This is a genomic window from Mesorhizobium sp. B3-2-1 (assembly GCF_006439515.1).
Lineage (GTDB): Bacteria > Pseudomonadota > Alphaproteobacteria > Rhizobiales > Rhizobiaceae > Mesorhizobium.
This window is the reverse complement of record NZ_VFTI01000037.1, coordinates 40,666-65,325: the sequence shown is the minus strand read 5'-3', so window position 1 is coordinate 65,325 and position 24,660 is coordinate 40,666. Positions and strand designations below refer to the sequence as shown.

Annotated in this window: 23 protein-coding genes; 11 read left to right on the top strand and 12 right to left on the bottom strand. The window is 63.0% G+C overall.

Features of this window, described 5'->3' with window-relative positions; translation table 11 throughout:
* Positions 1 to 240: 240 nt before the first annotated feature.
* Entirely contained in the window at positions 241 to 510 is a 270-nt protein-coding gene (locus FJW08_RS32570; RefSeq protein WP_181178492.1) for a hypothetical protein, read from the top strand.
* A 17-nt stretch (positions 511 to 527) separates the two neighbouring features.
* Here FJW08_RS32570 and bmt read toward each other — a convergent pair whose 3' ends face one another.
* Both bmt and FJW08_RS28275 read right to left on the bottom strand, forming a co-directional pair.
* On the bottom strand, positions 528 to 1,550 hold the full coding sequence (gene bmt, locus FJW08_RS28280) for a betaine--homocysteine S-methyltransferase (protein ID WP_140813183.1): 1,023 nt from the start codon (positions 1,548 to 1,550) through the stop codon (positions 528 to 530).
* Positions 1,551 to 1,676: 126 nt separating this feature from the next.
* Positions 1,677 to 2,534: a helix-turn-helix transcriptional regulator gene (locus tag FJW08_RS28275; RefSeq protein ID WP_140813182.1), complete on the bottom strand. Its 858-nt coding sequence runs from the start codon at positions 2,532 to 2,534 to the stop codon at positions 1,677 to 1,679.
* A 230-nt stretch (positions 2,535 to 2,764) separates the two neighbouring features.
* Here FJW08_RS28275 and FJW08_RS28270 point away from each other — a divergent pair, with 230 nt between their 5' ends.
* Together FJW08_RS28270 and FJW08_RS28265 are read left to right on the top strand one after the other, a co-directional pair.
* On the top strand, positions 2,765 to 3,784 hold the full coding sequence (locus FJW08_RS28270; RefSeq protein ID WP_181183075.1) for a fatty acid desaturase: 1,020 nt from the start codon (positions 2,765 to 2,767) through the stop codon (positions 3,782 to 3,784).
* A gap of 93 nt (positions 3,785 to 3,877) precedes the next feature.
* Positions 3,878 to 4,726, top strand: coding sequence for a PhnD/SsuA/transferrin family substrate-binding protein (locus FJW08_RS28265; RefSeq protein ID WP_140813181.1), 849 nt, complete (start codon positions 3,878 to 3,880; stop codon positions 4,724 to 4,726).
* Here the strand turns inward: FJW08_RS28265 and FJW08_RS28260 are convergent.
* The 3 genes from FJW08_RS28260 to FJW08_RS28250 form a co-directional block, all read right to left on the bottom strand.
* Positions 4,691 to 6,046 (bottom strand): Xaa-Pro peptidase family protein, encoded by a 1,356-nt coding sequence (locus tag FJW08_RS28260; RefSeq protein WP_140813180.1) that lies wholly within the window; start codon positions 6,044 to 6,046, stop codon positions 4,691 to 4,693. The two genes, FJW08_RS28265 and FJW08_RS28260, sit on opposite strands and share 36 nt — an antisense overlap.
* A 9-nt stretch (positions 6,047 to 6,055) precedes the next feature.
* Positions 6,056 to 8,626, bottom strand: a complete 2,571-nt coding sequence (locus tag FJW08_RS28255; protein WP_140813179.1) for an FAD-dependent oxidoreductase — start codon at positions 8,624 to 8,626, stop codon at positions 6,056 to 6,058.
* Positions 8,627 to 8,725: 99 nt separating this feature from the next.
* Positions 8,726 to 10,303 carry a trimethylamine methyltransferase family protein gene (locus tag FJW08_RS28250; RefSeq protein ID WP_140813178.1) on the bottom strand — a complete coding sequence of 526 codons (1,578 nt, stop codon included), beginning with the start codon at positions 10,301 to 10,303 and terminating at the stop codon, positions 8,726 to 8,728.
* A gap of 405 nt (positions 10,304 to 10,708) precedes the next feature.
* Between FJW08_RS28250 and FJW08_RS28245 the strand changes: the two genes are divergently transcribed.
* The 5 genes from FJW08_RS28245 to FJW08_RS28225 all read left to right on the top strand — a co-directional run bounded on the left by FJW08_RS28245 (position 10,709) and on the right by FJW08_RS28225 (position 16,532).
* Complete coding sequence (locus FJW08_RS28245; protein ID WP_140813188.1) at positions 10,709 to 11,869, top strand: MFS transporter; 1,161 nt, start codon at positions 10,709 to 10,711, stop codon at positions 11,867 to 11,869.
* 100 nt (positions 11,870 to 11,969) lie between these two features.
* Positions 11,970 to 14,039: a prolyl oligopeptidase family protein gene (locus tag FJW08_RS28240; protein WP_140813177.1), complete on the top strand. Its 2,070-nt coding sequence runs from the start codon at positions 11,970 to 11,972 to the stop codon at positions 14,037 to 14,039.
* 70 nt (positions 14,040 to 14,109) lie between these two features.
* Positions 14,110 to 14,235, top strand: coding sequence for a capsid protein (locus FJW08_RS28235; protein ID WP_140813176.1), 126 nt, complete (start codon positions 14,110 to 14,112; stop codon positions 14,233 to 14,235).
* Positions 14,236 to 14,283: 48 nt separating this feature from the next.
* On the top strand, positions 14,284 to 15,663 hold the full coding sequence (locus FJW08_RS28230) for an aspartate aminotransferase family protein (RefSeq protein WP_140813175.1): 1,380 nt from the start codon (positions 14,284 to 14,286) through the stop codon (positions 15,661 to 15,663).
* Between the two features lie 224 nt (positions 15,664 to 15,887).
* Positions 15,888 to 16,532, top strand: a complete 645-nt coding sequence (locus tag FJW08_RS28225; protein ID WP_140758266.1) for a cytochrome c oxidase assembly factor Coa1 family protein — start codon at positions 15,888 to 15,890, stop codon at positions 16,530 to 16,532.
* 281 nt (positions 16,533 to 16,813) lie between these two features.
* Here FJW08_RS28225 and mmsB read toward each other — a convergent pair whose 3' ends face one another.
* Genes mmsB through FJW08_RS28210 form a run of 3 tightly spaced genes read right to left on the bottom strand, consistent with a single transcriptional unit; the run spans position 16,814 to position 19,300 of the window.
* Positions 16,814 to 17,698 carry a 3-hydroxyisobutyrate dehydrogenase gene (gene mmsB / locus FJW08_RS28220; protein ID WP_140813174.1) on the bottom strand — a complete coding sequence of 295 codons (885 nt, stop codon included), beginning with the start codon at positions 17,696 to 17,698 and terminating at the stop codon, positions 16,814 to 16,816.
* Positions 17,699 to 17,744: 46 nt separating this feature from the next.
* Complete coding sequence (locus tag FJW08_RS28215; RefSeq protein ID WP_140813173.1) at positions 17,745 to 18,113, bottom strand: four helix bundle protein; 369 nt, start codon at positions 18,111 to 18,113, stop codon at positions 17,745 to 17,747.
* 20 nt (positions 18,114 to 18,133) lie between these two features.
* Positions 18,134 to 19,300 carry an isobutyryl-CoA dehydrogenase gene (locus FJW08_RS28210; RefSeq protein WP_140813172.1) on the bottom strand — a complete coding sequence of 389 codons (1,167 nt, stop codon included), beginning with the start codon at positions 19,298 to 19,300 and terminating at the stop codon, positions 18,134 to 18,136.
* A 136-nt stretch (positions 19,301 to 19,436) separates the two neighbouring features.
* Between FJW08_RS28210 and FJW08_RS28205 the strand changes: the two genes are divergently transcribed.
* Positions 19,437 to 20,051 carry a dimethylsulfonioproprionate lyase family protein gene (locus FJW08_RS28205; RefSeq protein WP_140758270.1) on the top strand — a complete coding sequence of 205 codons (615 nt, stop codon included), beginning with the start codon at positions 19,437 to 19,439 and terminating at the stop codon, positions 20,049 to 20,051.
* Positions 20,051 to 21,526, top strand: a complete 1,476-nt coding sequence (locus tag FJW08_RS28200; RefSeq protein WP_140758271.1) for a cobyric acid synthase — start codon at positions 20,051 to 20,053, stop codon at positions 21,524 to 21,526. Before FJW08_RS28205 ends, FJW08_RS28200 begins: the two co-directional genes overlap by 1 nt.
* 127 nt (positions 21,527 to 21,653) lie before the next feature.
* Here FJW08_RS28200 and FJW08_RS28195 read toward each other — a convergent pair whose 3' ends face one another.
* The 4 genes from FJW08_RS28195 to FJW08_RS28180 all read right to left on the bottom strand — a co-directional run bounded on the left by FJW08_RS28195 (position 21,654) and on the right by FJW08_RS28180 (position 24,083).
* A complete protein-coding gene (locus FJW08_RS28195; protein ID WP_140813171.1) occupies positions 21,654 to 22,073 on the bottom strand; it encodes a VOC family protein in 420 nt (139 codons plus the stop codon).
* 72 nt (positions 22,074 to 22,145) lie between these two features.
* On the bottom strand, positions 22,146 to 22,976 hold the full coding sequence (locus tag FJW08_RS28190) for an AraC family transcriptional regulator (RefSeq protein ID WP_140813170.1): 831 nt from the start codon (positions 22,974 to 22,976) through the stop codon (positions 22,146 to 22,148).
* Positions 22,977 to 23,075: 99 nt separating this feature from the next.
* Positions 23,076 to 23,246 carry a hypothetical protein gene (locus tag FJW08_RS28185; RefSeq protein WP_140758274.1) on the bottom strand — a complete coding sequence of 57 codons (171 nt, stop codon included), beginning with the start codon at positions 23,244 to 23,246 and terminating at the stop codon, positions 23,076 to 23,078.
* Between the two features lie 51 nt (positions 23,247 to 23,297).
* A complete protein-coding gene (locus FJW08_RS28180) occupies positions 23,298 to 24,083 on the bottom strand; it encodes a TSUP family transporter (RefSeq protein WP_140813169.1) in 786 nt (261 codons plus the stop codon).
* A 117-nt stretch (positions 24,084 to 24,200) separates the two neighbouring features.
* On the opposite strand from FJW08_RS28180, the gene FJW08_RS28175 reads away from it, so the two are divergent.
* Positions 24,201 to 24,632: a TerB family tellurite resistance protein gene (locus FJW08_RS28175; protein WP_140758276.1), complete on the top strand. Its 432-nt coding sequence runs from the start codon at positions 24,201 to 24,203 to the stop codon at positions 24,630 to 24,632.
* Positions 24,633 to 24,660 lie beyond the last annotated feature (28 nt).

Below are 24,660 nucleotides of genomic sequence, written 5' to 3'. Positions count from 1 at the left end.
GATCTGCAACGACCTCATTCTGGCACATTGCGATGCCGTCGGGGGCCGTCCACCCCAACACGTACTTAAAGTACGCTGCGCTCCGGTTCTCGAAAGTCACTGTTTTCGCCTCGGCCTGACCTGAATCTCAACAGATCCTAGGGCAGCGCGCTGGATCGTTAAATTGCGCTGCATTTCCGGTACCGGATCGCAATTTCCTCTCGCTACACCGGACATGTCTAAGGCTTGAGGGAGCCGGAATTGCAGATCAGAACCATCGCCAACTCTACTCCGCCGACACGGGATGCTGCGGCGGTTTCATCAGCCCCGTCAGCCGAATCCAGACGCATCAGCGATGACGTCGCGCAGGCGCGTCACACCGCCATGTCGGCGCTGACCAACGACCGCTTCCGCGCCATGCTGGAGCAGATTACCGATCCCGGCGCATCGGGTGCGCTGGCTACAATGCGCGGCGACAATGCGGTCGATCTCAAGTCGGCGCAGTCGAGCTACGCCGACAACAGCGAATAACCGCTAAAGGAATCGCGTCAGGCGCGGGTGCGCCGCCGCTCGCGGCGGGCTTCGCTGGTCTCGGCCGTGTTTGCGGTTGCCACCTTGTTGCGCATCGGGCCGATGCGCTCGACGATTTTTTCGACCGTCGGACGATCCGCTTTGGTGTGGGCGTCGAGCGCCTTGCGCATCGCGGCAAGATGCTGGAACGAGGTGCCGCAGCAGCCGCCGATGATTTTGGCCCCGCCATCCACGGCGAGCCGGACATAGTCGGCCATCAGTTCCGGCGTGCCGGAATAGTGGATCTCGGTGCCACGGAATTCGGGGATGCCGCAATTGCCCTTGACGATGACAGTCGCCTCCGGCTTCGCCTCGGTCATGTCGAGCAGCGAGGCCAGTATGTCTGAGGCACCGACGCCGCAATTGGCGCCGACGCCGAGCGGCGCTTGCGACAGGCCGTCGGCGACGCCGTGGATGTCTTTCGGCAGCAGTCCCATCATGGTACGGCCGGCGGTGTCGAAGGAGCCAGTATAGGTGTAGGGGAGGCCGACGCGGATGGCGGCTTCGGCGGCGGCGCGGATCTCGTCGGGCGCCGACATCGTCTCGATCCAGGCGACTTCGGCGCCGCCTTCCTTGAGACCCTCGATCTGCTCGGCGAAGGCGTCGACCGCCTCGCCATAGGTCATGGCGCCGAGTGGCACCAGCAATTCGCCGGTCGGGCCGACGGAGCCGGCGACGATCACCTTGCGGCCGGCCTTGTCGGCTACAGCGCGGGCAATCTCGGCGGCGCGCTTGTTCAGCGCATGGACGCGATCCTGCGCGTGGTGCAGCTTCAGCCGGTGGCGGGTGCCGCCGAAGGAGTTGGTCAAGATGATGTCGGCGCCGGCATCGACGAAATTCTGGTGCAGCCGGGTGATGGTGTCGGGCGCGGTTTCGTTCAGTAGTTCCGGCGCCTCGCCAGCCTCCAGACCCATGGCGAACAAATTGGTGCCCGTGGCGCCATCGGCCAGCAGCACACCCTTTTCGGCCAGCAGCGCATCGATCGGATTGCTCGTCGTCATCGGATTGGCTTTCGTGTCCTGGAATTCGGATAAGGATATAAAGAAGTCTTTATGTCTAGTCAATGAAATTGCATCGTGAAGCGCATGGAGGCGGGTTGACGACCCGCAGCCATTCCTGGCGCGCTCTCAAACAGAACCTGATGCGAACGACATGTCCGCCAGATTGCGCGCGAAGGCGGCGGCCTCATGCGGATTGATGTCGGCGGCGCGGATCAGATTGTCGAAATGCTTGGTCAGTGCCTGGACCGGCTGGGTGGCGTTCAGCACCACATACATGTCGCCGACATAGATGGCGGCGCGATAGGGGCCGAAGATGGTAAGCGGGATGGAATAGCGCATGCGGCCGTCATAGAGGAACAGGCGGAAGGTCGGATAGAGGTCGTCGAGCAGCGTCGCCATATGGGCAAGCTGCTGCTGGCGGTCGGCCGCCGGGAAACGGTCCCACACACCGAGGCCGCGCGCGAAAATCTCCAGCGTGTGGCGCGGCATGCAGACTTCCATGTCGGTTTCCGGCCGCCGGTTGTACTCGATGCGGTATTGCGTTTCGCTGGCCTGCGCCAGGCGGCTCCTGTTGGTGATGTTGGCCTCGTAGTCGACGAGCGCGTGGGTGCGCAGGAGATCGGGAATGCCAGCGGGCACATAACGGATCTTGGTGCCGGCCGCTTCAGCGAACCATTTGGCCAGCAGCGTGCGGTCGAACCCGTCGGGCGCTTCCTCGATCTCGAGGCTCTCGCGGATTTCGCCGGTCACGCCTTCGTCCTGGCTGAGACCGAGCAGCCAGTCCAGCGACACCTTGAATTCGGCGGCGATGTTGAGCAGCGTTTCAGCGCGCGGCAGGCGCGTCGAGGCGCCCGACATCAGTTGCGACAGCGCCGACCGATCGATGCCGACTGCTGACGCGAAAGCCGACTGGTTGAGGTCGGACCGTGTCAGGAGCAGCTTCAGACGGTCCCGGAAGATCGTCGACAGATCGCGCTTGTCCATGCCTTTGCTCCCGTCTTCTGGAGGAAAAATTTGCGCCGGAGCCAGGTGAATAGGCGCCCGAGGCGTAAATGAATCCCTAAGATTGTTTACAATGTACAACATATGCAGCCAAAAATGCGCAGACGCAACATTTTGTACACTTTGTCGCGTTGAGTGGAATCACGTCTCCTGACACAATGCTGTCAGGAACCAGTTGGGGTTCCGGCGACTGAGGGACAGTGGTCGATAGCATGGCAAGGATACCAGGCACGGGCATCCGTCGAAGCAGCAAACCGGCCATCGAGTGGCCGACCGTGGTTCTCGCTTTCTTCTGCTACGGCACATGGTTCGCCGCCGGCTTCTTCCTCTGGCCATCCTATCCCCTAACAGCACTGATCGTGATGGCCGTTACGCTGGCTCTGCAGTCCTCAATCATGCATGAGGTGCTGCATGGTCACCCCACCCGCAACGCCGTCGTCAATGAGGCCTTCGTCTTCCTGCCGATCGGTCTTGCGTGGCCGTTCCGCCGCTTCAAGACCATTCACCTGCGCCACCATGCGGACGAGCGGCTCACCGATCCGCTGGACGATCCCGAGAGCTACTACAAGGCTCTGTGGCATCACGATGAATTGCCGCCGTTGATGAAATTCGTGCTGAAGATCAACAATACCATGGCCGGTCGCCTCGTGCTTGGCCCGTGGCTGTCGTGCGTCGGCTTCTTCATCGATGACGCCAAGCAGGCGATCGCCGGAGACAAGGCGATCCGCAAGGCCTGGCTGCTGCATGCGATCGGCCTTGCCGTGGTGCTGCCGGTCGTGCAGTTCGGGTTCAGCATGCCGGTTTGGCTTTATGTGCTGGTGCCGGTGTGGCTCGGCCAGTCGCTGATCTCGATCCGCACCTATGCCGAGCATCAGTGGTCTGAACATCCGGAAGGCCGCACGGTGATCGTCGAGCGCTCGCCCCTATCGTTCCTGTTCCTCAACAACAATCTGCACTTTGTCCATCACAAGAGCCCGACCATCGCCTGGTACCAGCTGCCGAAGCTGTTTCGTGACCGGCGCGAGGAATGGCTGCGGATGAACAATGGCTATGCCTATCCGAATTATTTCGCGCTGGTCAAAGCCTATGCCTTCAAGGCCAAGGAGCCGATCGTGCATCCGGTGCTGCGCCGCGCACCGGAGCCGGGCAGGGCGTTCAAGCCGCGCGTCAGGGCGCGCAGCATCAATGGGCTCGGCACGGTGCCGGTCCCGGCCGAGCCGCCCAAGGAATAACATCCGCTGATAGCATGATATCGTGTCGGCCAATTCTGATCGGACGCCGCGTTTTTGCGATCTTTTTTCCGGGCATGGTGGTTTGATATCGGCATGAGTGAATTGATTGCGGCGTTGCCGATGTATGACTGGCCCGAAGCGCGCGACGAGGTCGACGCGCAATGGGCGTGGTTGCGCGATGCCTTCCGGCGGAAGGGTATCGACGCGCCGCAATCCATCGTGCGCCGCAATGGCGAGCTGCCGCCGGTGCCGGGCGGCATTCGCGACGGCGAGGGTAAACTCATCGCTCCGGATCCGGCGACGCTGCCGCCGGACGAACTCGATTTCCACAAGCTCTGGCTGCATCCGGCGCTGCTGTTCGCGCAGACCTGTTGGGGGCCGATGGAACTTGGTCTATCCCGGCATGTGCAGGTTGTCGGCCAGCCAAGCTACGACGCCTATGAAGGCGGGCAGGGCGAACTCTATTCGAGCGCGCTGGTTATGCGCGCAGGCGAGGGACCGGAGGTCCGGTCGCCCGCCGACGGCAAGGCCTTGCTGCCGCTCGATCTCATCCGAGGCCGGCGCTTCACCTTCAACAGCCTCGATTCCATGTCGGGCATCATCGCGCTGACGCGCGACCTGGAAGCGGCCGGCGAAAGCCTCGACATATTTTCATCGAGCGGTGAAAGCTTTTCACCGAGCGGCGAAAGCGGCGGCCATCGCCACTCGATCGTGGCGGTCGCCGAAGGCAGGGCGGATGTCGCAGCGGTCGACTGCGAAAGCTGGGCGCTGGCGCAGCGTTTCGAATCGGCGGCGCGCAAGGTCGTGATCGTCGGCTGGACGGCACGGCGCAAAGGCCTGCCTTACATCACTGCCGGGACGACGCCGGAAAAGACAGTGCGCGCGATGCGCGAAGCCCTTGCCGGCCTAGCCGAGCAGCCTCGCATCCAACGGGTAGGTTGAAAGTTTTTCGTTGCCGGTCTCGGTGATCAGGATCTGGTCCTCGATCTTGACACCTTCGCGCCCGCCAAGCCGGCCGATATAGCTTTCCACGCACAGCACCATGCCTGGCTCAAGCACGCCGTCCGGCGTGTCTGGCGTCCAGTCGCTGGCATGCGGCAAGGTCGGGTATTCGTCGGCCAGTCCAACGCCGTGGTAGAGTACGCCGTAGCGGGTCGGGAAGCAGTCGCCTGGCGGCACCGCTGAGCGCTCGACGAGGTCGCGGAACGAGACGCCGGGCTGCATCAATGCCGTATTGTGTTCGATCTGATCGGCTGCGATGCGGAACAGATCGCGCTGTTCGTTGGTTGGCCTGGTATCGCCGCACAGCCAGGTGCGCGAGAGATCCGCGCAGAAGCCGTAGGGGCCGATCAGGTCGGTGTCGAAGGCGACAAGATCGCCTGATACAATGATCCGCGACGAGCATTCCTGGAACCACGGATTGGTGCGCGGTCCCGACGTCAGCAGCCGCGTCTCGATCCATTCGCCGCCGCGCGCGATGTTGCCGCGATGCAGCTCGGCCCACAATTCGTTTTCGGAGATACCGGGCCTGAGCGCCTGTTCCATATCGCCCATCGCAGCCTCGCAAGCGACAATGGCGCGGCGCATGGCGAGGATTTCGTCCGGCGATTTGATCAAGCGGGCGTTCTCCATCACCGCTTCGCCATTGCCGATCGAAACACCAAGGCGCGCCAGTTCCTCGACGCCTTCCGGATTGATGTGGTCGACGGCGATGCGGTTGTTGCCGCCGCCGTGCTCCCTTACCAGATCGGCGATGCCGGTGGCCCAGCGGCGGACTTTCTGCTCGGTCAGCTCGCCGCCATAGAGATATATCCACGACACTGCCGGCCGCACTTCGTCGACGACACCGGAATGATCGGACAGGTGTTCGCAGGAGAAATAGTCGAACAGCACCACCGGACCCTCGGTGGCGACGAAGCAATGCCGCGTCGGGTTGTGCGTGACCCAGAGCTGCATGTTGGTGCTGTCGGTCGCATAACGGATGTTGACGGGGTCATAGAGCAGGGCGCCGGCATAGCCGCGGCGCTTCAGCTCGGCGCGGATGCGCTCGAGCCGGTATTTTCGCATCGCCGGCAGGTCGGGCGCGGCGATACCCGCCGCGGCCCATTCAGCTTCGGCTACAACGCCATAGCCCAGCACATGCTGGTTGAGTGACGCCGCCTTCTCGCGGGAGGCGTCGCGCAACACCTCGATCGAGCCTGGCTCGAACGGCGTGATCTTGCGATGGCGGCCGAAGCTTCCCTTTGGCGCCTCGCTGTCCATGGCCGGACCTCAGGTCCGCATCTTCTCGCCATTTGGGTCGAAAGGCGCTTCGACATTGATGCGGGCGGGTCGGCGGGATCCAAGAATCTCGATCTCGAACAGTCCAGCACTTTCATCCTCGGCGAGGGCTGCCGGCACATAGCCTTGCGCCATCGACTTCTGCACGTAATGCGCATAGCCGCCCGACGTCACCCAGCCGACAACGCGCCAGTCGCCATCGACGATGCCGCGCACGGCGGACGCGCCTTCGGCGGCCTTCGAGCCGCGTATTTCCTTGCCTGATGTGTCGAAGCGCGGCGCTCCGTAGCCATGCGGCTTTTCCACCGTGCCGTAATCCTTGCTGACCTTGGCCCAGATCGGTTCGTCGCCCATCACGTCGGCGTCCGCTGCGTCAACGATGAAGGAGACGCGGCGCAGTTTTGGCCCTTCCGCCTGTTCCTTGGCGGCGGCGCCACGGCCGATGAAATCGTTCTTCTCGAGCTTGATGAAGCGGTCCATCGAACCTTCGAACGGGCCGTAGATCGGCCGCAGCTCGCGGAACCAGGTCGGAAAATTCTTTTCCAAGCGCATCGACAGCAAGGCGCGCATGCCGAAATCGACGATGCCGAATTCCTCGCCGGCATCCTTGATCTGATGATAGACAAGGCGCTCATAGGCCGGCGCCATCCATATCTCGTAGCCGAGGTCACCGGTGTAGGTGATGCGATTGACCAGGCATGGCGCGCCGCCGACCGCCATTTCGCGGAAATCCATGAAGCGGAAAGCCTTGGTCGAGATGTCGACATCGACCAGCTTCTGTAGGAGGTCACGCGACTTCGGACCGGCGATCGAGAGGCCGACCAGCGTCTGGTCGAAGCGGTGGATGCGGACCGAACCGTCCTTGGGCAGGTGCCTTTCGAACCAGCGCATGTGATACTTCTGCGCGGCCGACGAGCCCCAGATCATAAAGCGGTCTTCGCCGGGCTTGGCGATGGTGAAGTCGCCGATCAGTTTGCCGAACTCGTTGATCATCGGCGTCAGCACGATACGGCCGGTCTTCGGCATGCGGTTGGTCATAAGCCGGTTGAGGAACTCTTCCGCACCCGGTCCCGACACTTCGTATTTGGCGAAGTTGGCGATCTCGGTGACGCCGACACGCTCGCGCGTGGCCCGCACTTCCTCGCCGATCGGCCCAAAATCGTTGGAGCGGTGAAAGGAGACGACGTCCTTCGGCTCCTTGCCCTTTGGCGCGAACCAGAGCGGGGTTTCGAGGCCCCACGAGTCGCCCATGACGGCGTTGTTGGCGAGCATGGTGTCGTAGAGCGGCGTCGTCTGCGCTGGGCGGGCGGCCGGCAGTTCCTCGTTGGGGAAGCGGATCGAGAAGCGGCGCGAATAATTTTCGCGCACCTTGGCGTTGGTGTAGCGCAGGCCGGCCCACTCGCCGAAGCGGGCGACATCCATGCCCCAGACGTCGAAACCCGGATCGCCGTGGACCATCCAGTTGGACAGAGCGAGGCCGACCCCGCCGCCCTGGCTGAAACCGGCCATCACGGCGCAGGCACACCAGAAATTGGTCAGGCCCTGCACCGGACCGACCAGCGGGTTGCCGTCGAGCGCGAAGGTGAAGGGGCCGTTGATGATCTGCTTGATGCCGGCCTTCTCGATGCCGGGGAAGTGCTTGAAGCCGATTTCCAGCGACGGCGCGATGCGGTCGAGGTCGGGCGGCAGCAGTTCATGGCCGAAATCCCACGGCGTGTTGACCGGCGACCACGGCTTGCAGGCCTTTTCATAGGTGCCGAGCAGGATGCCGTTGCGCTCCTGGCGGGTGTAGATCTCGCCCTTGAAGTCGAGCACGCCGATCATCTCGCGGCCGGTCGACTTGTTGAACTCCTCGACCTCCGGCATCGGTTCGGTCAAGAGATACATGTGCTCCATGGCCAGCACCGGCAACTCGACGCCGACCATGCGGCCGATCTCGCGCGCCCACAGGCCGCCGCAGTTGACGACATGCTCGGCGTGGACCGTGCCTTGTTCGGTGACGACGTTCCAGGTGCCGTCCGGCTGCTGCGTCAGGTCGACCACGCGGTTGCGCAGCACGATTTCGGCGCCGAGTTTTTTCGCCGCCTTGGAATAGGCGATGGTGGTGCCGGAGGGGTCGAGATGGCCTTCGACCGGATCCCACATGGCGCCGACGAAATTGGTCTCGTCCATCAGCGGGAACATCGCCTTGGCTTCGGATGGCGTGATCAGTTCGGTGTCCATGCCGAGATAGCGGCCCTTGGCGTGGGCAAGGCGCAGAAAATCCATGCGCTCGGGCGTATCGGCCAACATCACCCCGCCGGTCAGGTGCAGCGAACAGGACTGGCCCGAAATCTCCTCGATCTCTTTGTACAGTTGCACCGTGTAGGCCTGCAGCTTGGCGACGTTCGGATCGCCGTTCAGCGTATGGAAGCCACCGGCCGCGTGCCAGGACGAGCCCGAGGTTAGCTCAGAGCGCTCGATCAGCATGACGTCGGTCCAGCCGGCCTTGGCCAGATGATAGAGCACCGAGCAGCCGACGACGCCGCCGCCGATGACAACCGCTTTTAAATGGGATTTCATGAAGATAGGTCCGTTTTCGTGTAAACTGAATCAGATATTTTACAGGCCCGTGCGGCACGCTTCGCAGCGAAGCTGAACAGCCCCTGGAAGGTGGTCCGTCTAGAAGTCCGTCGGTGCGCCGCCTTCGGCGGTGCGCTTCTGAACGAAGGCGTTGAGTTCCTCGCGGATGGCAGGGTCCATGTAAGGCTCGTCATAGGATGCCAGCCGCTCCTTCCACACCTTGTTGGCCTTTTCCAGCGCCGTCGGCGAGCCGGCTTCGGCCCAGGTCTCGAAATTGCGCCAGTCGGACAGGATCGGCGAATAGAAGGCGGTCTTGTAGCGGTCCTGCGTGTGCTGGGTGCCGAAGAAGTGGCCACCGGGGCCGACCGACTGGATGGCGTCGAAGCCAAGCGCCTCTTCGGAGAGGTCGAGCGGGGTCAGGAATTCGGCCACCATCTGCAACAGGTCGATATCCAGAATGGTCTTCTCGTAGGAGCAGCGCAGGCCGCCTTCGAGCCAGCCGGCGGCATGCATCATCAGATTGCCGCCGCCCTGGATGGCGCCCCACAGCGAGAACACGCTTTCATAGGCGGCCTGCGCGTCGACCGTGTTGGCGGCGCAGGTGTTCGAGGTGCGGTATGGGATGTTGTAGCGGCGGGCAAGCTGGCCGCCGACGAGCTGCGCCTTCATGTATTCGGGCGTGCCGAAAGCCGGTGAACCGGACTTCATGTCGACATTGGAGGTGAAGCCGCCATAGCCGACCGGTGCACCCTTGCGCACCATCTGGGCGAAGGCGATGCCGGACAGCGCCTCGGCATTCTGCTGCACCAGCGCGCCGGCGATGGTGACGGGCGCCATCGCCCCAGACAGGGTGAAGGGCGTGACGATGACGACCTGGCCCTTGCTCGACATCTGGATGATGCCTTCCATCATCGGCACGTCGAGCTTGAGCGGTGAATTGGTGTTGATGATGGTGAAGACGGACGGCTCCTCGAGCAACTGCTCGTGGCTGATGCCGCGCGCGATGCGGGTGATCTCGATGCCGTCGACATTGCGCTCCTTGCCGAGCGAATAGATGTGGAACACCTTGTCGGTCAGCGTTGCGAGGTCGCGGATGCATTCGAGATGGCGGACCGACGGGTGGATGTCGGTCGGCTCGACCGGATAGCCGCCGGTGCAATTCAGGATGTTGTGCATCTGGGCCAGGCGCAGGAAATTGCGATAGTCCTGCTGGTTGCCTGGCCGCCGGCCGCGATCGATGTCGGAGCAATTGGGGGCCGAGGCCATCATCGAGATGATCAGATTGTCGCCGCCGAAGCGCACATTGTGCGCGGGGTTGCGGGCATGGATGGTGAATTCGGACGGGCAGTTCGACACCAGCTCCAGGATCATGTCGCTGTCGAAGCGCACGCGCTCCGAGCCCTCGCGCACATCGGCGCCATTCGCCTTCATGATGCGGCGGGCTTCGTCGTGCAGCACATCGACACCGATTTCCCTGAGCACGCGCAAGGAGGCGAGGTGGATCGATTCCAGCTCGTCCTCGGAAACCAGCTTGGTCGGCGTCAGGGGATTTTTCAGCTGGCGGAAGGCCGGCTGTTCGAACGCGGCCGAGCCACCGGCACGCTTTCCGGCGCGACCGCCACGGCGGGCACGGTCGGGTGCCAAAGCCGGTTCTGAGGGTTGTAGGACGGCGGTCATGATGGTCCTCGTAGGATGCGATAACGGGCGGCATAATGGACCGGCGCCCGTCCGGCCATTGCGGAGGCGGCGACCACTAGGGCGAGGGAAGCGACATGTCCGAACGGCAGCTGCGTGGCCACGACATCCGCCTTGATCATTCATCCGTTGGCGCAAGCGGATCTTCCTCGCCGGCCCTTTCTTTCCCCTGATCGAGCACGTAGCCAGTAACGCCTGTCGGCAGGGAGGCCGCCGGCACCGTGATCGTCGCCCTCGACGCTTTGCTGGTCGTCTTCGCGCTCCATAAATCAGCCAGCCGCAGAGGCTCCTGACAGGGTTTGGCTGGAGCCGAGCGTCGTTCGGGCTGCAAGGCTTACCGCCATTGGAACGAACCGCTAAGTCTGCAACCGCGACGGCATCATGGATATGGACTTGGTGGACACGAGAAGCGACGAGACGATGCAGTGGGCAGCGATCACCGGTGTGATCGCCACCGTGTCCGTGTTCGCCATCGCGCAGGGGCTGTCCTATCCGCTGCTGAGCTTCATCCTGCAGCGCCAGGGTGTCTCGCCAGCGATGATCGGCCTGTCGGCCGCAATGACCGCTGTCGGCTTCATCCTGTCATCGCCGCTGATACCCGGCCTGGCGCGCCGGTTCGGGGCAGGGCGCACGGCGCTCACTTGCGCGGTGCTTTCGGCTGTCGTGCTGGCGCTGATCGGCTGGACGCAGAATGTCTATCTCTGGTTTCCGCTGCGCTTCCTGATCGGCGTGGTGACCAATCCGCTCTATGTGCTCAGCGAAATCTGGGTGATCGCGCTGGCACCGCCGGCCCGGCGCGGCCGCATCATGGGTCTCTATTCGACGATCATTTCCGCCGGCTTCGCGACCGGCCCGCTTTGCCTGCTTGCCGTCGGCACGGAAGGCTGGCCGCCGTTCCTTCTCGGCATTGGCGCCTTCGTGCTCTGCGGCTTCTGCCTGGCGTTGGTTCTGCCGCGGCTGCCCAGGGTGGACGAGGCCGGGCATCAGGTTTCGGTGATGGGTTTCATGCCGCTCGCCTGGCTGCTTCTGTCGGCGGTAATCGTGGCCGCCGGCTTCGAACAGGCGGTGCTGGCGCTGCTGCCTGTCTATGGCACGCATCATGGCATCGCGGAGGCTCGCATGTCCGCGCTGCTTTCGGTCATGATCGCCGGCAACATTGCCATGCAGGTGCCGCTTGGCCTGCTGGCCGAGCGGCTGACGGCCCGCCTGGTGCGCTTCCTCTGCGTCTTGCTGACGCTGTTCGGCTGTGCGCTGTTGCCGGTGCTGATCGAAACCCCGCTGGTCTGGCCCTGCGTCTTCGTCTGGGGCGCTGTGTCCTACGGCATCTACACGATGTCGATCATCGAGCTTGGCGAGCGCTTTGCCGGCTCGGCGCTGGTCGCCGGCAATGCGGCATTCTCCCTGATGTGGGGCGTCGGCGGCATTCTGGTCCCGCCGCTTACCGGCGGCGTGATGGATGTGCTCGGCGCGGGCGGCCTGCCGGCCACGCTGGGTGCGATCTGCGCTATGCTGGCGCTGGCGACGATCATCCGCCGGCGGGTTCTGTGAAGCAACGTGACGCGGACCGCAAAAGACCATATTGCATCTTGAATGTCGGCGCCGCCAAGGCGATGTAGGCAAAGCCGCCCAGAATCCCCCGGAGACCTGCATGATCTCTTCGACGACCAAAGCTCAGCCTTATCAGAAGGCCGGCGATCCCTTCCTCTGGCTGGAAGACAGGACCAGCAAACAGTCGCTCGACTGGGTTCATAGCCAGAACGAGTTCACGGTGGCGGAATTGCAGGGCGATCCATCCTACCAGGCGTCGTTCCAGACGGCGCTCGACCTGATGACTGCGGAGGACAATATCGCGGTTGGCGCGGCAATCGCGGGCCATGTCTACAATTTCTGGCAGGACAAGACCAATGCGCTCGGCCTGTGGCGGCGCACGACGGTCGCTTCCTACAAGACCGACAAGCCTGACTGGGAAACGATCATCGACTTCGATCAACTGGCGGCGAAGGAGGGGATAAAGTGGGTGTTCGGCGGCGCTGTCAGGCTTTACCCCGATTTCAACCTCTGCCTGGTCTCGATGTCGCCCGATGGCGGTGACGCCAGCGCGATGCGCGAGTTCGACATCGCGGCCAAGTCCTTCGTGGAAGGCGGTTTTCAGGCGCCGGCCTCGAAATCGGGCTTTGGCTGGCTGGACGAGGATACGGTCATCGTCTCGGCCGCATTCGAAGAGGCCGACAAGACCGAGTCCGGATATCCGCGCGTGGTCAAGCTCTGGAAGCGCGGCACCAAGCTGGAAGAGGCGACCCCGATCTTCGAGGGAAAGACAGAGGATCTTGCCGTGGGCGCCGGGGTCGAGTTCGACGGCGAGAAGCGTCACCTGTTTCTGGCGCGGACACTCAACTTCTTCGCATCGCACAGTTTCCTGCGCCTGCCTTCGGGCGAGAACCGCCGGATCCCGCTGCCCGACGACGTCACTGACACCGCGCTCTTTAGGGATCAACTGGTGTTCGGGGTGCGTACCCCATGGATGGCGCCGGACGGCACCGCGTGCCAGCCGGACGGGCTTTATTCGATCGATTTCGCGTATTGGATCGAAACCGGCAGTTTTGGCCCGATCGAAACGTTGCTGGCGCCGGCATATCGCGTCTCGATCGCCGGTATCAGCCGCACGCAGGACCGCCTGTTCATCAACCTGATGGACAATGTCCGCGGCAAGGTTCTCGTTTGCGAGCGTAAGGATGACGCCTGGTCGCTGAAACCTGTTGCGCTGCCCGAAAACGGCACGGTCGGCATCAGCCATGCCGAGCATTTCGGCTCCACCGTCTCCTTTTCCTTCACCGATTTCCTGACGCCCAGTTCGATCATCTGGTCCGATGACGATGGCGAGACGCTTGCCACGGTGAAGTCGCAGCCGGCCCGCTTCGATGCCTCGCCGCTTATCTCGGAACAGTTCGAGGCACGCTCGAAGGACGGCACGATGATCCCTTACTTCGTCGTCAGGCGGCGCGACCAGAACGGGCCGGTGCCGACGCTGCTCTACGGCTATGGCGGCTTCGAAGTGCCGCTGTTGCCCGGCTATGCCGGCGTGCGCGGCAGGCTGTGGCTGGAGAAAGGCAATGCCTATGTGCAGGCCTGTATTCGCGGCGGTGGCGAGTTCGGCCCGGCCTGGCACCAGGCGGCGCTGAAAGGCAAGCGCCAGAACGGCTTCGACGACTTTGCCGCGGTGGCTGAGGATGTCGTCAGGCGTGGCATCGCAACGCCTCAATCGCTTGGCATCCAGGGCGGCTCCAATGGCGGCCTGCTGACCGGCGCTTCCCTGACGCAGCATCCCGAGCTTTTCGGCGCAGTCATCATCGAGGTGCCGCTGCTCGACATGCTGCGCTACACCGAACTGCCGCCGGGCGCTTCGTGGATGGCCGAATATGGCGATCCGTCAAACCCGGAAGACGTCAAATGGCTTTCCGCCTATTCGCCCTATCAACATGTCAAGGCGGATGCCGTCTATCCCCCGGTACTGCTGACCACCTCGACCGCGGACGACCGGGTCCATCCGGGCCATGCGCGCAAGATGGCCGCCCGCCTGCAGGACGCAGGACACGGCAAGACGCTGTTCTTCGAGGAGACTGAAGGCGGACATGGCGGGCGCGGCGACCGCCGGCCGCAGGCAGCGCAGACCGCGATGAAGTATGTGTTCCTGCAGCGGGCGTTGAGCGGCGAAGCCTGACCTCATTCCATGGCACCACTAGAGCAAAGGGTAGTTCTCCTCGACCATCCTTTGCTCTAAGGTGCCCTTCATGGCTCTCGCTAGATTATCAGCTCGCGCATTCCGCGTCGCGGTGACACCGTCGTCACGCACGCTGCGCGCCGAGCTTTTGCGGCTGTGCGCCCGCATCGGCTATTCGCCACCTGTCGTCCTCTGACGAATTCGCCCCGGCACCGCCGGAATGATTTCAGAGGAAAGATCAGACATGACCTATCAGAACTATTCGCTGAAGCAGCTTCAGCAGATCGACGCCGCGCATCATCTCCATCCCTTCACCGACCACAAGGAGCTGCGTGAGGCAGGCGCGCGCGTCATCACCCACGCCAAGGGTCCGTTCATCTACGATTCCGAAGGGACGGAACTGCTGGACGGCATGGCCGGCCTGTGGTGCGTCAATATCGGCTACGGCCGTGACGAACTGGCCGAGGCCGCCTATGCCCAGATGAAGGAGCTGCCTTACTACAATTCCTTCTTCAAATGTTCGACGCCGACGCCGGTGCTGTTGTCGAAGAAGCTGGCCGAGATCGCGCCACACAACGTCAATCAGGTGTTTTATGGCTCGTCCGGTTCGGAGGCCAACGACACCGCGTTGCGCCTCGTGCGCCACTATTGGGTGCTGGAAGGCAAGCCGGAGAAGAACCGCGTCATCTCGCGCAAGATGGCCTATCACGGCTCGACCATCGCCGGCACTTCGCTCGGCGGCATGGATGCCATGCACAAGCAGCTCAACGGCGCGGTGCCCAACATCGTCCATGTGATGATGCCCTATGCCTATGAGCTGGCGCTGCCTGGCGAAAGCGACCACGATTTCGGCCTGCGCGCGGCAAAGTCCGTCGAGGATGCCATCCTCGAGGCCGGCGCCGACAAGGTCGCGGCTTTCATCGGCGAGCCGGTGATGGGCGCGGGCGGCGTCAAGATCCCGCCGGCGAGCTACTGGCCCGAAGTGCAGCGCATCTGCCGCAAATACGATGTGCTTTTGATGCTGGACGAGGTCATCACCGGCTATGGCCGTACCGGCGAATGGTTCGCAGCCCAGACCTTCGGCATCGAAGCGGACACCATCACCACGGCCAAGGCGCTGACATCGGGCTATCAGCCCCTGTCGGCGCTGCTGGTTGGCGACCGCATTGCCTCGACGCTGGTCGAGAAGGGCGGCGAGTTCAACCATGGCTACACCTATTCGGGGCACCCCGTGGCCTGTGCCGTGGCGCTGAAGAACCTCGAGATCATCGAACAGGAAGGCTTGGTCGATCGCGTCAGGAACGACACCGGACCCTATTTCGCCAGGGCTTTGCAGGAGCGTATTGCCGGGCATGACCTGGTCGGCGAGGTGCGGTCGATCGGCCTGATGGGTGCCATCGAGATCGTCAAGGACAAGGCGACGAAGGAGCGCTTCCTGCCGTCGGGGAGTGCCGCGGTGACGGTGCGCGATCATGCGATCGCCAACGGCATGATGCTGCGCGCCACCGGCGACACGATGATCCTGTCGCCGCCGCTGATCTGGACCCGCGACACCATCGACATGGCCTGCGAGCGCATCGGCAAGGCGCTCGACCTGGCGCAGGCGGACCTGCGCAGGCGGTAAGAGCAAATCTCGATTGGGCGTTTCTACGAAGAAACGCCCAATTCCTGGAAGTATGCGTCGTGGCCGGGAACGAATTTCGCCTTCGGCGAACCGGCCAGCCGCGCGGTGAAGGCGAATTTTCGCCGGCTTTGACAAAGGCTTGAAGCGGACGCTGCGGAACTTCTTTGCGCATCGACGAAGTCATGCGCTAGAACCAATCGGCATACGCACCGATGGGGAACAACATGGCCGGACAACCGCTCAACCAGCCGGCTGAAATTCCAGCCGAACTCGATCGCTGGAACTGGGGCGCCTTCTTCCTCAACTGGATTTGGGGCATTGGCAACAGCACCTTCATCGCGCTGCTGGCGCTGATCCCCGTCGTCAACCTCATCATGATCATCGTGCTCGGCGCGCGCGGCAGCCGCTGGGCTTGGCGGAATCGTGCCTGGCGCGACGCCGAGCAGTTCCGCAAGACGCAGCGCAACTGGGCGATCGCCGGCCTTGCCGTCTGGGTGGTCAGCATCGGCGGCTGTGCGACGATGGTCGGCAGCATCCCTTTCGTGCTCAAAGGCAGCGACGCCTTCCGCATGACCATGGACGCCGTCCGCGCCGATACCCGGGTGAAGGCCGCCATCGGCGACGATGTGACCAACAATTTCTGGGTCGGAGGCCACCTCAACGTCAATGCGAATGGCGCGGGCGACGCCCAATTCAGCATTCCCGTCCACGGCGCCAAGGGCAAAGGCACCGTGTTTTCTCATCTGGTTCGCAATGCTGGCACTTGGAGCACGCGCCTGCTCGTGGTCCGCGTGGATGGCGTCGATGCACCGATCGTGCTGACCAATGAAGATCACGTGCCGATCCCGGGTGCGGCGATCGGAATATAGACGGACCGTGGATGATAAAGGGGCCGGAATGCAAAAACCGCGCCCCATCGGGAACGCGGCTTTGCCAGATACGCATGGCGTTTCGCTACGAAGACACTTGCGAAACTTACGGGCTCCGGTACGCGAGACCTGATCCGGAGCGCCGGGCGGATGCGATATGTCCGCCTCGCAATCCGTTTTATAGAGACATCGTTACCGCGGAGTTATCGAGAACTTAAGCAAATCTAAATTTACGGTGCTCTCTCTGGGAAGGTCCGAAAAAACTCCATCGAATCCGCTGTTTACGCTGAATTGCCGCGCAGAAAATTAATTATACCGGAGAAATCGGCGCCGCCATGGCCCTGGGCGTTGAACAAGGCATAGAGCTGCGCCGCTTCGGCGCCGAGCGGCGTCACCGCGCCCGCGCCAACCGCTGCTTCCTGGGACAATTTCAGGTCCTTCAGCATAAGAGCCGCCGCAAATCCCGGCTTGTAATCCCTGTTGGCGGGCGAAGTGGGCACCGGGCCGGGCACCGGGCAATAGGTGGTCAGCGACCAGCACTGGCCCGAAGATGTCGAGGCGACGTCGAACAGCGCCTGATGCGACAGGCCGAGTTTTTCCGCCAGTACGAAAGCCTCGGCGACGCCGATCATCGAAATGCCGAGGATCATGTTGTTGCAGATCTTGGCGGCCTGGCCGGCGCCGTCACCGCCGCAATGGACGATGCGGCCGGCCATCGGCTTCAGGACCGGCTCGGCGGCGGCGAAGGCGTTTTCGGAGCCCCCGGCCATGAAGGTCAATGTGCCGGCCGTGGCGCCACCGGTGCCACCGGAAACCGGCGCATCGATCGAGAGCAGGCCTTGCTTCGCTGCGATGGCATGCGCCTTGCGGGCGGAGTCCACGTCGATGGTCGAGGAATCGATGAACAAGGCATTCTTCTTCGCCTTGGGAGCGATATCCTCATAGACCGACAGCACGTGCTTGCCGGCGGGCAGCATGGTGATCACCACATCGGCGTCCTTTGTCGCGGCGGTCGCGTTGGCCATGACGACGACACCGTGTTCGCGCGCGACGGTGAGGTTCTCCGGGATCAGGTCGAAGCCATGCACGACATGTCCCGCCTTGACCAGGTTGGCGGCCATTGGGTTGCCCATGTTACCGAGGCCGATGAAGGCGATGGTGGTCATAGTGGCGCTCCGTGATTGGGTAAGTAGGCAGTAGGCAGTAGGCAATCTATTCCGGCGCAAGTTTGCTGATGAGTTGGCGAAGCATTTTTCCGATGCCCTCGGTTGCTAACAGCATGCGGTCAGCTTGATCTTGCGTGGCAAGACCGATGCGCTCGGCGATCTGGAGGTGGGTCTCAAACTCCTTCAGGGAGCCTTGGGCGATCCTGAGAAATTGCTGATATGAGCCTCGATTGTCCCGGCCATAGCCTTCTGCAATGTTTGCAGGAATAGAGGTTGCAGAGCGGCGGATTTGGCTGGTCAGGCCATACAATTCCTCTTTAGGCCATGCTTTAGTCAAGGCGTATGTCGCGACGGCCAGATCCATCGCCTGCTGCCATACGATAAGATCCTTGTACGAATTGATCGTGCCGGTCATCTGCCTACTGCCTACAGCCTTTACCGTCCTATCAGTGCGCGCGCGATGATGACGCGCATAATCTCGTTGGTGCCTTCGAGAATCTGGTGGACGCGCAGATCGCGCACCAGCTTCTCGATGCCGTAATCATGCAGATAGCCGTAGCCGCCGAGCAATTGCAGCGCATCGTTGGCGACGTTGAAGCCGGTGTCGGTGACGAAGCGCTTGGCCATCGCCGACCATTTGCCGGCGTCCGGCGCCTTGCGATCGAGCTTCGAGGCCGCCGCATAAAGGAAGATGCGCGCGGCCTGCAACTCTGTCTCCATGTCGGCCAGCCTGAACTGCAGCGCCTGGAACTGGTTGATCTTCGAGCCGAAGGCCTTGCGTTCGGCCGTATAAGACAGGGCCTTGTCGAGCGCCGACTGCGCACCGCCCAGCGAACAGGCGGCGATGTTCAGGCGGCCCCCGTCGAGCCCGGCCATGGCGATGCCGAAGCCGGCGCCTTCGCCCGACAGGAGGTTTTCCGCCGGCACCTTGCAATCCTCGAAGATGACCTGGCGGGTTGACTGCATGTGCCAGCCCATCTTGTGCTCGTTGGCGCCAAAGGAGAGGCCGGGCGCATCCTTGGGCACGACGATGGTGGAGATGCCTTTCGGGCCGTCGGCGCCGGTGCGCACCATGACGGCGTAGACATCGCTGTCGCCGGCGCCGGAGATGAACTGCTTGGCGCCGTTGAGAACATAGTCGCCGCCGCTCTTCACCGCGCGCGTCTTCAATGCGGCGGCATCGGAGCCGGAACCCGGCTCGGTCAGGCAATAGCTCGCCAGCCATTCCATGGAGGTGAGCTTCGGCAGGAAGCGCTGGCGTTGTTCTTCATTGCCGAAACGGTCGATCATCGAAGCCACCATGTTGTGGATCGAGATGAAGGAAGAAAAGGCCGGATCGGCATGTGACAGCGCTTCGAAGATCAACACCGCGTCGAGCCGGCCGAGCGCGGAACCGCCGACGTCGTCCCTGATATAGATGCCGCCGAGTCCGAGCGGTCCGGTTTCACGGATCACGTCGGCGGGGAAGTGTTTCCTGCGATCCCAGTCGAGCGCGTTCGGCGCGACGCGATCTGCGGCGAAGGCCTGCGCCATCTCCTGGATGGCGCGCTGTTCCTCGTTGAGTTCGAACTGGCTGGTGCTCGCATCGACCGCGGCGTCCATGGCGTGCTCCCTGATGTCTGACCTGCTGGCCTGTCTTTTTTGGCTTTGCGCGCGCACCAATCTAGACCAATGATGCCGCCGCGCAACCCGACCTTCCGCGGAGCGGCTGTGCACCAATGCATGCCCGGAGCAAGATGTGACGACAAAATTCGATGAGCTGTTGGGACAGTTCCACGCCTATCTTGCTTCCGTCGATGACACCCCGGTGCGCGAGGCCGTGGCGCGCATCGGCTGGGACATGCCGGCCCGCGATCTGGAGCCGCATGCGCTTGGCTGCCTGCGCCATTTGGATCGCGCGACTGAGCTGGCGCCGACGGCCGCGAAACCGCTGGTGCAATTGCTGGCACGGCAGCGCAACGACCTCCATTGGGGGCAGACTTACAGCGAAGCGGATTTCGGAAAAGATTTCATCGACAATTACGGCTGGCTGGAAATCTTCGGCACGCGCGGCCATTTCGCCAATGACGTTGTCGCGGCCGGCCTGCTGATCCTTGGGCCCGGGATCGTCTATCCCGACCACCATCACGTTGCCGAGGAGATCTATATTCCGCTGACCGGCGGCACCGAATGGCGCATGGGCGAGGGCGGCTTTCGCACGCGTGAAGCCGGCGAGGTCGTCCACCACGCTTCCAATGTCAACCATGCCATGCGCACGGGCAAGGAACCGTTGCTGGCGCTTTATATCTGGCGCGGCGGGCCGCTGGCGCAGAAATCCACGATTACCGGAACCGCGACGCAGGGCCGGAGCTGATGACTAGGGCAATCATGCTGCAAGGCACGGGTTCGGATGTCGGCAAGACGGTGCTGGTCGCCGGGCTGTGCCGCGCCGCCAGGAATCGCGGCCTGAAGGTGCGGCCGTTCAAGCCGCAGAACATGTCGAACAACGCTGCCGTTGCCGATATTCCCGGTGACAACAACCATGACGGCGGCGAGATCGGCCGCGCGCAATGGCTGCAGGCGATCGCTTGCGGGGTTACGCCGTCGGTCCATATGAACCCGGTGCTGCTCAAGCCGCAGACCGATGTCGGCGCCCAGGTCATCGTCCAGGGCAAGGTGTTCGGCGAAGCGCGGGCGCGCGACTATCAGGCGCTGAAGAGCCGGCTGATGGATGCGGTGCTCGATTCCTGGGGCAAGGTCGGCGAGGGCGCCGATCTCGTCATCGTCGAGGGTGCCGGCTCGCCAGCCGAAATCAACCTCAGAAGTCGCGACATCGCCAATATGGGTTTTGCCACGCGCGCCGACGTGCCGGTGGTGCTGGTCGGCGACATCGATCGCGGCGGCGTCATCGCCTCGGTCGCCGGAACGCATCTGATCCTGCCGGAAGAGGACCGGCGCATGATCGTCGGCTACCTCATCAACAAGTTCCGGGGCGATGTTTCGCTGTTCGATGACGGCCTGAAGGCGATCGAGAAATTCACGGGATGGCGCTGTTTTGGCGTCGTGCCGTGGCTGAAGGCGGCGGCCCGGCTGCCCTCGGAGGATTCGGTGGTGCTGGAGCGGCTGGCGTCCGGCGAAGCGCGCGCGCTGAAAGTGGCGGTGCCGGTGCTTGGCCGCATCGCCAATTTCGACGATCTCGACCCGCTCAAGGCCGAGCCGCAGGTCGAGGTGGTCTTCGTGCCTCCGGGAAAGAAGCTGCCGGCCGATGCCGGGCTGGTGGTCATTCCCGGCTCCAAGTCGACGATCGGCGACCTCTTGAAGTTTCGCGAGAATGCCTGGGACCGGGACTTAGCGGCGCACCGCAAGCGCGGCGGCCATGTCGTCGGCATTTGCGGCGGCTTCCAGATGCTCGGCCGCGTGGTGCGCGATCCCGACGGCATCGAAGGCAGCGTCACCGAGGCCGAAGGGCTGGGTTTGCTCGATATCGAAACGGTGATGGAGCCGGAGAAGACGGTGCGCAATGTCAGCGCCCGCTCGGTGCCGTTCGACCTGCCGCTCGAGGGCTACGAGATTCATCTCGGCCGCACCACCGGCCCGGACACCAGGCGACCGTCGGCGATCATCAACGGCGTCGAGGATGGTGCGATCTCCGCCGACGGCAAGGTGATCGGCACCTATATGCACGGTCTGTTCGGCGCCGATGCCTTTCGGGGAAAATTCCTCGAAAGCCTCGGCATCAAAGGCGGGGGCATCGATTACCGGGCCGAGGTCGAGCGGGCGCTGGACGAGGTCGCGGCCGAGCTGGAGGGCCATCTCGACTGTGACGCGATTTTTGGGCTTGCTCGGTAAGCCCGTAACATAGGCGATCAGCTGAAACGCCCGACACTTCGTCATCCACGGGCGGAGCAAGGAGCGCAGCGACGCGGCGCAGACCCGAGGATCCATGCCGCGACTTGGCGGACACAAGCATGCTGATTCAAGCCTTTTCACCTGCCTTCGGCCAGTAGGTGCCGAACGACCAGACATTGCCTTCGGGATCACGGCAGATGAATTCGCGGCTGCCATAATCGCGGTTCGTCAGTTCCTGGATGATCGTCGCGCCGCCCTTTCTGGCTTTGGCGTAGGCGGCGTCGGCATCGTCGACGGCGATATAGATCGACTTGCCGCCGCCTGAACCGGGTTCGCCGACCATCTTGCCGTAGTCGTCGTCGCGTACCGTGCCCAACATGATCATCGAAGAGCCGAAGAGCAGTTCGGCATGGTGCACGACATCGCCTTCGCCATAGCGGGCGCGAACGCTGAAGCCGAAGGCTTCACAGAGCCAGTCGATCATTTTCGCCGCGTTTTTGTAACGCAGGGCAGGGTAGAGGCGGGGGGCTTCAGTGGTTGCGGGCATGGGAACCTCCTTCATCTGGGTTGGTCTATTCCTCACACTGTTCGAAGGCCGTTCCGGCGTCTTGAAGAAATGTTACCTGGCCGAAAGTGCCGTCGGCGTCTCGCCGGCAAGAACGCGGAACTCGCGCACCAGATGCGCCTGATCGGCATAGCCGCAATCGGCGGCGACATCGGCCCAGTCGGCGGTCGGCCGCCTCGACAGGCGGAGCGCCCGGTTGAAACGGACGATGCGCGATAGCGTCTTGGGGCCGATGCCGGTCGCGTCGGAGAATTTGTCGACGAGGTGTTTGCGGCTCCAGCCCAGCCGCTCGGCAATGGATGCAATCCGGGTCCGGCCGCCGGACGCGATGATGCGGTCATAGGCCCAGGCGATTTCGAGCGGAGTCTCAATGGCGCTCTCAAGGCGAGCGGCAACGAAGGCTTCGGCAATATCGAAACGTGCCGTCCAATCAGGCGCGTTGCCGAGCCGTTCGCGCAGCGCCGCGCCTTCCGCGCCAAGCAAGTCATCGAGGACGACCATGCTGTCAGTCAATTCGCTCATCGGCAGGCGGAAGAAGCGGCATGCGCCAAGAGGGGTGAAATTGACCTGAACGCAGCAGGCTCCGCCGAAGGATTCGATCATCACCGGCCCGGCGAAAAGGCCGGCGGCGAAACTGGCGAAGCGGTCATTGTCATCAGGCGCCCTGCCGAGGCCGATGGCGAACGGTTCGGCGAAGCTGATCACCAACGGCACCGTCAGCGATGCATACTCGACATTGCGAAAATGGCCGGGAGCAGTTTCGCGGTAACCGCAGATGTCAGTGACGACACCGGCGAGTTCAGCGCCGGGGACGCGCCGCAGCATCTCGAAGCGACCGGCAATGGACTGGTCGCGTTCCTTGCGGTGTTGCATCTCCACCGGCATCGCTTTCCTCCGCAGTGAAGAATCTAGCAGACCACCGCCCAACATCAAAAGCGCCCGGCTTTTGACCGGGCGCTCCACGTTATCCAGGATTTCTGGTATTTACGCGCCGCGCATCAGGCAGCCGGCGGCGAGCACGATGTAGGCGACGAGCATGATCCACACCGATGCGAGCGGAATGAACGCAAGGACGCCAAACCCGGCGAGAAGACCGATGATGGCGATAACAAGGGAGATGATGAAGACAATCTGGGTAGGCGCGCTGAGATTCATGTCTGGTCCCTCCAACATGATTCGAACAATGTCATTGTAACAGGCGCGTGATCACACACCAATCATGACGCGCAGCGGGTTGGCCGGATCCGCCAGCAGCTTCACCGCCAGAGCCACGCAGACGATGACCAGCAGCGGCTTGATCAGTTTGGCGCCAATGCGCATGGCAAGGCTGGCACCAAGCCGGGCGCCGAGGAACTGGGCAACGCCCATCATCAGGCCGATTTTCCACGAGATGACGCCGACGGCGGCAAAAACGATGAAGCCGCCAATGTTGGAGGCGAAATTGAGCAGCTTGGTGTGCGCGGTCGCCTTGAGCACGCCGTAGCCGGCAAGAGCGACGAAGGCCAGCATGTAGAAGGAACCGGCCCCCGGCCCGAACACGCCGTCATAGAAGCCGATTGCCGGCACCAGGGTCACGCCGAACAGGAAGGGCGACAGGCGCTCGGCGCGGTCGACATCGTTCATGTTGGGCTTGAGGGCGAAATATAGCGCGATGGCAATCAGCACCAGCGGCAGGGCCGCGCGCAGCAGGTCGCCGGGCACGATCGTGGCCAGCAATGCGCCGATGGCACCGCCGGCAAGGGCAAGCAGCGCCGATGGCAATTGCCGGCGCAGATCGACATGGCCTTTCGAGGCATAGTGGATCGTCGCCGACCCGGAGCCGAACATGCCTTGCAGTTTGTTGGTTCCAAGCGCCTCGACCGGCGAGAAACCGGCCAGTAGCAGCGCCGGAATGGTGATCAGTCCGCCGCCGCCGGCAATCGAATCGACAAAACCCGCGGCGAAAGCCGCGAAGGCGAGCATGGCGATGGACTGGGCGGTGAGGTCGATCATCTGATGGGTCGAGATGTCCGGTCGGCTGAGATAGCGCGCGTTCGACCACGACCACCCCGTTTGCGCAAGGCCGATTCCGCGCTAATTCTATTTGAAGGGAATCGGAAAGGGCCGTTCATGGCATTCGCGTTGCTGGACCAGATACGCTCGATCTTCGACGGCGACCCTGGCGTGCGCAAGGTCGCGGACGATCCCGTCCTGTCGGCGGAGCTGCTGATGCTGTTCCGCATGATCCTGGCCGACGGCACGGTCAGCGAGAGCGAGATGGTTGCCTTCCGGCGCATCTGCAAGGATGCCTTCGGCATTCCGGAAACCAGCATCGACAGCGTCATCGAATATCTCAACGAATTCGGCTACGAGACCAACGGCTCGCAGGCGATCGCGCTGTTCCGCGACCTCGACATCGAGCGGCGCAAGCAATTGGCGCAGCACATGGCCGAGATCGCCAAGGCGGATTCGCAGCTGGCCGAAACCGAGGTGCGCCTGTTGCGCCGCACGCTCGATTTGCTCGACATCAGCCCGGTCGATGTCGTGAAGCCGGACGAGTAGGGGCGGATGTCCCGGCCGGGGGGCCTAC